This is a genomic window from Kitasatospora sp. NPDC059462, assembly GCF_042749955.1.
GTDB lineage: Bacteria > Actinomycetota > Actinomycetes > Streptomycetales > Streptomycetaceae > Kitasatospora.
Window position 1 is genome coordinate 1 of record NZ_JBHYUU010000205.1, and the last position, 8719, is coordinate 8719.

Here is an 8719-nt window from a genome sequence, read left to right on the forward strand (position 1 = left end):
TGACTTTTGGCACGCTGTTGAGTTCTCAAGGAACGGACGCTTCCATCGGGCGGCTTTCACACCGGCCCTCCGGGCGCTTCGTTCTTTCGTGTTTCGAGCTTACCAGATCCGTTTCCCGGTGCTTAACCGGCGCTTTTCGCGTCCGAAATCTGGTGTTAACCGCCGACTCGCGGCGACCCGACCAACCATAGCGGGTCCCCGGCCGGAGCGCGAATCGAGCCACGCCGGGGGTCACCCGCCCGGACGCGCCATTTGTTGCTCTCGCGAGCATATACAGCAATGGTCCCGATTCGCCAAGATGCCTGTAGAGTGCGGCGCATCGGCCAAGAGGACTAGACCACTAGCAGTCGGCGAGATGACCGGCCGGTGAGGCCGGACCATGCGGCCGACTGCCCGGGAATGTCAGCGGATGTCCGAAGTTGACATGATTTAGGCTTCAGTCGATCGCCCTGCCGCGTTCGCGGCCGCTCGCCTGTACTGCGCACTTGGGAGGCTCAACCATGACCACTGTGACGTCGCCGCTGACCGGCAAGGTCGTCGGGCTCGCCGGCGTGCCGGACCCCGTGTTCTCGGGTGCGATGGTCGGCCCGGGCACCGCGATCGACCCCGTGCGCGAGCAGACCGAGGCCGTTGCCCCGGTGGACGGCGTGGTCGTGTCCATGCACCCGCACGCGTTCGTCGTCGTCGACGCGGACGGGCACGGTGTTCTGACCCACCTGGGCATCGACACCGTCCAGCTGAACGGCGAGGGCTTCGAACTGCTCGTCAGCAAGGGTGACACCGTCACCCGCGGCCAGGCCGTCATCAAGTGGGACCCGGCCGCCGTCGAGGCCGCCGGCAAGTCGCCGATCTCGCCGATCGTCGCGCTGGAGGCCTCGACCGAAGCGCTGGGCTCGGTTCTGGAGAGCGGGGAGGTCGCCGTCGGCGAAGCCCTGTTCAACTGGAGCTGACCGCTCCCCCTCTTATCCGACACATCCGCCCCACCGCTCCGGTCGGGGCGGCCCGGCACACAGCGGTACCCGGCGGGTCCGCCTCTCTCACGGAGACAGACATGGAGAAGACGCTGCGCGGCGTTGGTGTCAGCCACGGGGTCGCGATCGGCCAGGTGCGGCACATGGGGACGGCGGTGCTGGAGCCCCCGGCCACCCAGATCCCGGCCGAGGACGCCCCGCGCGAGCAGGCCCGCGCCCAGGCGGCCGTCGAGGCGGTGGCCGCGGACCTGATCGCCCGCGGCAACCTGGCCGGCGGCGAGGCCCAGGCCGTGCTGGAGGCCCAGGCGCTGATGGCGCAGGACCCCGAGCTGATGGCCGACGTCTCCCGCCGGATCGCGGTCGGCAGCAGTGCCGAGCGCGGTGTCTACGACGCCTTCGCCGCCTACCGGGCGCTGCTGGCCTCCGCCGGGGAGTACCTGGCGGGCCGGGTGGCCGACCTCGACGACGTCCGGAACCGCATCGTGGCGCGGCTGCTGGGTGTCCCGATGCCGGGTGTGCCGGACAGCGACGAGCCGTACGTGCTGTTCGCCCGGGACCTCGCGCCGGCCGACACCGCGCTGCTGGACCCGACGCTGGTGCTCGGCTTCGTGACCGAGGAGGGCGGGCCGACCAGCCACAGCGCCATCCTGGCGCGGGCCATGGGCGTGCCGGCCGTGGTCGCGCTGCCGGCGGCGACCGAGGTCGCCGAGGGCACGGTCGTCGCCGTGGACGGCAGCTCGGGTGACGTGCTGGTCGAGCCGGGCGAGGAGAAGAAGGAGGAGCTGCGCCGGATCGCCGCCGAGCGCAAGGCGGCGCTCGCCGCCTCCTCCGGACCGGGCGCGACCTCGGACGGGCACCGGGTGCCGCTGCTGGCCAACATCGGCGGCCCGGCCGACCTGCCGGCCGCGCTGGAGGCGGGCGCCGAGGGCGTCGGGCTGTTCCGCACCGAGTTCCTCTTCCTGGACGACTCCGCGAAGGCGCCCGGCGAGGAGAAGCAGGTCGAGGCGTACCGCAAGGTCCTGGAGGCGTTCCCGGAGAACCGGGTCGTCGTGCGGGTGCTCGACGCGGGCGCGGACAAGCCGCTGGACTTCCTGACCCCGGCCGACGAGCCGAACCCGGCGCTGGGCGTGCGCGGTCTGCGCACCCTGCTGGAGCACCCGGAGGTGCTGCGCACCCAGCTGCGGGCGCTGGCGAAGGCCGCCGAGGGCCTGCCGGTGCACCTTGAGGTGATGGCCCCGATGGTGGCCGACCGCAAGGACGCCCGGGAGTTCGCCGAGGCGTGTCGCGAAGCCGGGCTGAGCGCCAAGTTCGGTGCGATGGTGGAGATCCCGTCGGCCGCGCTGCGGGCCCGCTCGATCCTCCAGGAGGTCGAGTTCCTGTCGCTGGGCACCAATGACCTCGCCCAGTACACCTTCGCGGCCGACCGTCAGGTCGGTGCGCTGGCCCGGCTGCAGGACCCGTGGCAGCCGGCGCTGCTCGACCTGATCTCCGCCGCCGCCGAGGCCGCGCAGGCCGAGGGCAAGAGCTGCGGCGTCTGCGGCGAGGCCGCGTCGGACCCGCTGCTGGCCGTGGTGCTGACCGGTCTCGGTGTCACCAGCCTGTCGATGGGCGCGGCGTCGATCCCCTACGTGCGGACCGCGCTGGCCAAGTACACGCTGGCGCAGTGCCGCCGGGCCGCCGAGGCGGCGCGGGCGGCGGACAGCGCCGAGGAGGCGCGGGCCGCTGCGCAGCAGGTGCTGTCGGGCGAGTAGCCGCCGGACGACCGTCGGCGTACGCCGGAGGGGCCCTTCCACTGTGGCTGTGGAAGGGCCCCTCCGGCGTTCCTCCGGGCGGGTGGCCTACGCCTGCCGGCCGGCCTCGCGGTCGCGGCGCAGCTGCTCGAACCAGCGGAGGTGGTCGAGGTTGTCGACGGAGCCGGGGTTGACGGCCCGGTCGAGCGGGGTGCCGGAGAGCAGGCGCTTCACCGGGACCTCGATGCGCTTGCCGGTCAGGGTGTGCGGCAGTCCGCGGACGGCGATGACCTCGTCGGGGACGTGCCGCGGGGAGAGCTCGGTGCGCAGCGAGGTGCGGATGCGCCCGATCAGGTCGTCGTCGAGTTCGGCGCCGGGGGTGAGGACGACGAACAGCGGCATCCAGTAGCCGCCGTCGGGCTCCTCCAGTCCGATGACCAGGGACTCGGCGATCTCGGGGAGGCGTTCGACGACCTCGTAGATGTCCGAGGAGCCCATCCGGACGCCCTGGCGGTTGAGGGTGGAGTCGGAGCGGCCGTGGATGACGACGGTGCCCCGGGAGGTGACGGTGGTCCAGTCGCCGTGGCGCCAGATGCCGGGGTAGGTGTCGAAGTAGCTGTCGTGGTACCGGGTGCCCTCGGGGTCGTTCCAGAAGCCGGTGGGCATCGAGGGGATCGGCTTGGTGACGACGAGTTCGCCGACCCGGTCGGTGTGCGGCCGGCCGTCGACGTCCCAGGACTCGACGGCGGCGCCCAGGCAGGGGGCCTGGATCTCGCCGAGGTGGACGGGGAGGGTGGGGACGCCGCCGACGAAGCAGGAGCAGACGTCGGTGCCGCCGCTGACGGAGGCGAGCCAGACGTCCTCCTTCACCTCGTCGTAGATCCAGCGGAAGCCGTCGGGGGGCAGTGGGGAGCCGGTGGTGCCGATGCAGCGGACGGCGGAGAGGTCGAGGTCGCGGCCGGGGTGGAGCTCGGCCTTGCGGCTGGCGATCACGTAGGCGGCGGAGGTGCCGAGCACGGTGGCGCCGGTGCGGGCGGCCACGGACCACAGGGCGCCGGTGTCGGGGTGGCCGGGGCTGCCGTCGTAGGTGACGACCGTGGACCCGGTGAGGAGGCCGGCGAGGAGGAAGTTCCACATCATCCAGCCGGTGGAGGTGTACCAGAGGAAGCGGTCGCCGGGGCCGAGGTCGAGGTGGAGGCCGGCCTGCTTGAGGTGCTCGACGAGGATGCCGCCCTGGCTCTGCACGATGGCCTTGGGCAGGCCGGTGGTGCCGGAGGAGTAGAGGACCCAGAGCGGGTGGTCGAAGGGGACCGGTTCGAAGACCGGCGCGGTGTCGGCGGCGACCAGGTCGTCCCAGGCCAGCGCGCCCTCGGGGGCGGGGGCGCCGAGCAGGGGGACGTGCACGACGGTGTGCAGCGAGGGGAGTTCGCGGCGGAGTTCGGCGACGACCTCGGTGCGGTCGTGGTCCTTGCCGCCGTAGTGGTAGCCGTCGACGGCGAAGAGGACGACGGGCTCGATCTGCTGGAGGCGGTCGAGCACGCTGCGGGCGCCGAAGTCGGGGGCGCAGCTGGTCCAGACGGCGCCGACGGCGGCGGTGGCGAGGAGGGCGACGGCGGCCTGCGGGATGTTGGGCAGGTAGGCGCCGACCCGGTCGCCGGGGCGCACGCCCCGGGCCCGGAGGGCGGCGGCCAGGGAGCCGACCTGGCGGCGCAGCTCGGCCCAGGTGAGCACGGCGGGCTCGTCGGTGGTCTCGTCGAGGTGGAGGATCGCGGGGCGGCCGGCGTTCGCCTCGTCCTCGGCGGCGCGCAGGGCGTGCTCGGCGTAGTTGAGGCGGGCGCCGGGGAACCAGCGGGCGCCGGGCATCGTGGGATCGGCGAGGACGGCGTCGGGGGCCTCGGTGAAGCGGACGTCGAACCACTGGGTGACGGCGGTCCAGAAGCGGTCGAGGTCCTCGACCGACCAGGCGTGCAGGGCGGCGTAGCGGGCTGCGGCCTGGTCGTCGTCGGCGGCGGGGGCGAGCGGGGCGGCCGGGGCGCCGTGGTGCTCGGCGGCCCAGGCCTGGAAGGCCACGATCCCGGTGCCGGCGGCACGAGCGGGGTCGGGGCGCCAGAGTGGCTGGTCCTGGGGTGGGGTGCTCACGGTGGTGGTCTCCCGGCCGGTGATGAGGGCGGACGGGGATGCTTGTGGCAGGGCCCGCGTCCGGTTGGGGGCTGTCGGTGCAGACCCTGCCATGTGAGCGGCCGGGGCGCCAGGGTCTGCCCGGCCGTCGGGCCGCGGCCGGGTTGCCTGGTCAGAGGCGGGAGAACTCGCCGTTGAACCAGGAGCGGGAGACGCGGGTGTGGAAGGGGAAGGCGAGCGGGGTCTCGGGGGTGGCGACCTGCCAGCCGTCGGTCTCCTCGGTGGGGACGGAGGGCGGGAGGGCGGCGAGCGGGCGGGCGGGGAGCAGGCCGAAGAGGCAGAGGAAGCCGCCGTGGGTGTCGGAGTCGGTGGCGGCCAGGGTGATGTCCGTGGCGGCGGCGAGGATGCCGGTCTCCTCGCGCAGTTCGCGCACGCAGGCCTGCTGCCAGCTCTCGCCGTAGTCGATGTAGCCGCCGGGGAGGGCGAGTTCGCCGTAGCCGGGTTCGATGGTGCGGCGGATCACCACGAGGCCGGCGGCGTGGCCGGCGGCGGTGGTGACCGGGAGGAGGGTGACGACGACGGGCAGGGGGTTGCGGTAGCTGATCTCGGTGCAGCCGGGGCAGGTGCGGGGCCAGGCGGAGGTGCCGGCCGGGTAGGGGGTGCCGCAGAAGTGGCAGTGGGAGTTGGCGTGGTGGCGCACCGTGCCGGCCTCGTGAGTCGTCATGGCCGGATGGTAGTGCGGTCGGGCGCGGTGGGGGCGGGGGTCGCCGGATCCGGCGGCGGATCGCTGCGGGTGGGGCGGAGCAGCGCGGGGTGGAGGAGCGTGGCGTCGCCGGCGTGGTAGGTGCGGGCCCGGGGGCCGCCGCGGGCGCCGCCGCGGTCGGTGGTGGTGCCGGTGCCCTCGACGAAGCCGGGGACGGAGAGCACCTTGCGGTGGAAGTTGCCGGGGTGGAGCTTCTCGTCCCAGACGGCCTCGTAGACGGCGCGCAGCTCGGGGATGGTGAAGTCGTGGTGGAGGAAGGCGGTGGCCAGCGGGCTGTACTCGATCTTGGCGCGGGCGCGGTCGAGGCCGTCGGCGAGGATCCGGGCGTGGTCGAAGGCGAGCTCGATGGGGGTGAGGTCGCCGGGATCGGCGGGCTCGACTGGCTCGGCGGGCTCGGCGGTTTCGAACGGCCCGGCGGTTGCGGCCGGCTCGGTGGAGCCGGTGCGCCCGTCGACGCCACCCCCGTGGGTGTCGGCGGGCGCACCGGCGGTCTCGGACCGGCCGGTGGGCCGGAGGTCGAGGGCGGTGACGGGGTGCCAGGCGGCGTGCGCCGCGTCGGTGCCGGCCCGCGGGTCGGGCAGGTCCGGGGCGAAGGCGAGGTAGGCGACGGAGATCACGTGCATCCGCGGGTCGCGCTCGGGGGTGCCGTAGCTGCCGAGCTGTTCGAGGTGGAGGCGGCTGAGCGCGGCCTCGGCCCCGACGGTGCCGTGCAGGCCGGTCTCCTCGGCGAACTCGCGGGCGGCGGCCTCGTCGAGGCTCTCCTCCCCGGCCCGCAGGAAGCCGCCGGGCAGCGCCCAGCGGCCCTGGTAGGGCGGGAGGGCGCGCTCGACGAGCAGCACGTGCAGGCGGCCCTGGCGCAGGGTGAGAGCGACGACGTCGACCGTGACGGCGACCGGGGTGTAGGCGCGCGGGTCGTAGGAGGCGAGCCACTCCTGCTCGGTGGTGTCCACGGTGTGCGCTCCCCTCCCCCGGTGGCGCCGGGACGGCGTCCTTCTCGGACTGAGCACAACGTAGCGACCCGTTGACTCTGCGGCAAATCATTTTCCCGCCGCTCCCCCGCCCACCGGATCCTAGGCTGTGACCAGGACGTTTCACCCGAGGAGGCGGTCATGGGCGCACCCGGCGCGCCGGACTTCGCCGCCGCCCTGGCGGCCGGTCCGCTGGTGCTGGACGGCGGGCTGTCGAACCAGCTGGCGGCGGGCGGCCACGACCTGGCGGACGCGCTGTGGTCGGCGCGGCTGCTGGAGGACGCGCCGGAGGCGGTGCTGGCGGCGCACCGGGCGTACTTCGCGGCGGGTGCGCAGGTCGCGATCACCGCGAGCTACCAGGCGAGCTTCGCCGGCTTCGCCCGGCGCGGGACCGGCCGGGACGGGGCGGCGCGGCTGCTGGCGCGCAGCGTGGAGCTGGCGCGGGAGGCGGCGCGCGGGCTGCCGGGGCCGCGCCGGTGGGTGGCGGCGTCGGTCGGGCCGTACGGGGCGGTGCTGGCGGACGGGTCGGAGTACCGGGGCCGCTACGGGCTGTCGGCGGCCGAGCTGGAGGCCTTCCACCGGCCGCGGCTGGAGGTGCTGGCGGCGGCCGGGCCGGACGTGCTGGCGCTGGAGACGGTGCCGGACGCCGACGAGGCGCGGGTGCTGCTGCGGGCGGTACGCGGGCTGGGGGTGCCGGTCTGGCTGTCGTTCGGCGCGGCGGGCGGGCTGACCCGGGCCGGGCAGCCGCTGGCGGAGGCGTTCGCACTGGCGGCGGACGCGGACGAGGTGGTGGCGGTGGGGGTGAACTGCTGCACGCCCGGGGAGGCGGACCGGGCAGTGGGCCTGGCGGCCCGGGTGTCGGGCAAGCCGGTGGTGGTGTACCCGAACAGCGGCGAGGGCTGGGACGCGGCGGCCGGGGCGTGGTGCGGCGAGCCGACCTTCGCGGCGGGCCGGGTGGCCGGGTGGCTGGCGGACGGGGCGCGACTGGTGGGCGGCTGCTGCCGGGTCGGGCCGGACGCGATCCGGGCGGTGGCCGCGGAGGTGGCAGCGGAAGTGGCCGCGCGGGCGGCGGAAAAGACGGCAGCCGTGCCGGACGCGCCGCCGACCGGGCCCGCCGGCCGCCCGGACTGACCGCCCGACCCAGCACGGCGGCGGCACGGCGGCGGTGCAGGGGCGGTGCGGGGGCGCACGACCGACCGCCCGGAGCGCGTTACCGAGGGGGAAGGTGCACGGAACGGCGGCGGCCTGGCAGACTCGTGCCGTCACCACTGCGGTCGACAATGTCGACCGCCTGTCAGCGCGGAGGTACCCATGCCCGGCCCGATCCAGTCGCTCTCCCGGGCCGCCGCGATCATGCGCCTGCTGGCCGGCGGCGAGCGCCGCCTGGGCCTTTCGGAGGTCGCGACGGCGCTGGACCTGGCCAAGGGCACCGCGCACGGCATCCTGCGCACCCTCCAGCAGGAGGGGTTCGTGGAGCAGGACCCGGAGAGCGGGAAGTACCAGCTGGGCGCGGAACTGCTGCGGCTCGGCCAGAGCTACCTGGACGTCCACGAGCTCCGGGCGCGCGCCCTGGTGTGGGCCGACGACCTGGCCAGGGCGGCCGGGGAGACCGTCTACCTGGGCGTGCTGCACCAGCGCGGGGTGCTGATCGTGCACCACGTGTTCCGCCCGGACGACACCCGCCAGGTGCTGGAGGTCGGCTCGATGCAGCCGCTGCACTCGACCGCGCTCGGGAAGGTGCTGCTGGCCTACGACCCGGTGGCGCGCGGCGAGCTGGGCGAGGGCCCGTTCGAGTCGTACACCGCGCGGACGCTGACCGAGGCGGTGGACGTGGACGCGGAGGCGGCGCTGACCCGCGAGCGCGGCTGGGCGGACTCGGTGGAGGAGACCTGGGAGGGCGTGGCCTCGATCGGCGCGCTGATCCAGGACCGGCGGCGCAACCCGGTGGGCGCGGTCTGCATCAGCGGCGCGGTCGAGCGGGTCTGCGAGGACGGCTTCGTGAAGCCCTCGCTGGTCGCGTCGGTGCGCAGCGCGGCGCGCGCGATCTCCCGGGACCTGGGCGCCGGGCGGTTCTGAGCGGCGGGCCGCGGGCCCGCCGGGAGCCCGGAGAGACGTTCACGCCAAGGCGCGGGCGGGGGAAATGCCCGGCCGCGCCGGTCAGGTTCGGGT

At 74.7% G+C, this 8719-nt stretch carries 7 protein-coding genes; 4 read left to right on the forward strand and 3 right to left on the reverse strand.

The genetic code is table 11. From position 1 onward, the window contains the following. Positions 1–500: 500 nt before the first annotated feature. Both ACFXAM_RS33110 and ptsP read left to right on the forward strand, forming a co-directional pair. Positions 501–950 carry a PTS glucose transporter subunit IIA gene (locus ACFXAM_RS33110; protein ID WP_380296917.1) on the forward strand — a complete coding sequence of 150 codons (450 nt, stop codon included), beginning with the start codon at positions 501–503 and terminating at the stop codon, positions 948–950. 101 nt (positions 951–1051) lie between these two features. Next, positions 1052–2722: a phosphoenolpyruvate--protein phosphotransferase gene (ptsP, locus tag ACFXAM_RS33115; RefSeq protein WP_380296918.1), complete on the forward strand. Its 1671-nt coding sequence runs from the start codon at positions 1052–1054 to the stop codon at positions 2720–2722. Positions 2723–2809: 87 nt separating this feature from the next. Here ptsP and ACFXAM_RS33120 read toward each other — a convergent pair whose 3' ends face one another. Genes ACFXAM_RS33120 through ACFXAM_RS33130 form a run of 3 tightly spaced genes read right to left on the reverse strand, consistent with a single transcriptional unit; the run spans position 2810 to position 6532 of the window. Further along, positions 2810–4933, reverse strand: a complete 2124-nt coding sequence (locus tag ACFXAM_RS33120) for an acetoacetate--CoA ligase (protein ID WP_380296920.1) — start codon at positions 4931–4933, stop codon at positions 2810–2812. A 58-nt stretch (positions 4934–4991) separates the two neighbouring features. Further along, positions 4992–5543: an NUDIX domain-containing protein gene (locus tag ACFXAM_RS33125; RefSeq protein ID WP_380296922.1), complete on the reverse strand. Its 552-nt coding sequence runs from the start codon at positions 5541–5543 to the stop codon at positions 4992–4994. Continuing rightward, positions 5540–6532 carry an NUDIX domain-containing protein gene (locus ACFXAM_RS33130; RefSeq protein WP_380296924.1) on the reverse strand — a complete coding sequence of 331 codons (993 nt, stop codon included), beginning with the start codon at positions 6530–6532 and terminating at the stop codon, positions 5540–5542. The genes ACFXAM_RS33125 and ACFXAM_RS33130 overlap by 4 nt, the downstream gene beginning before the upstream one ends. A gap of 159 nt (positions 6533–6691) precedes the next feature. Here ACFXAM_RS33130 and mmuM point away from each other — a divergent pair, with 159 nt between their 5' ends. After that, complete coding sequence (gene mmuM, locus ACFXAM_RS33135) at positions 6692–7681, forward strand: homocysteine S-methyltransferase (RefSeq protein WP_380296926.1); 990 nt, start codon at positions 6692–6694, stop codon at positions 7679–7681. A 180-nt stretch (positions 7682–7861) separates the two neighbouring features. Next, positions 7862–8626: an IclR family transcriptional regulator gene (locus ACFXAM_RS33140; protein ID WP_380296928.1), complete on the forward strand. Its 765-nt coding sequence runs from the start codon at positions 7862–7864 to the stop codon at positions 8624–8626. The last annotated feature ends 93 nt before the right edge of the window (positions 8627–8719 follow it).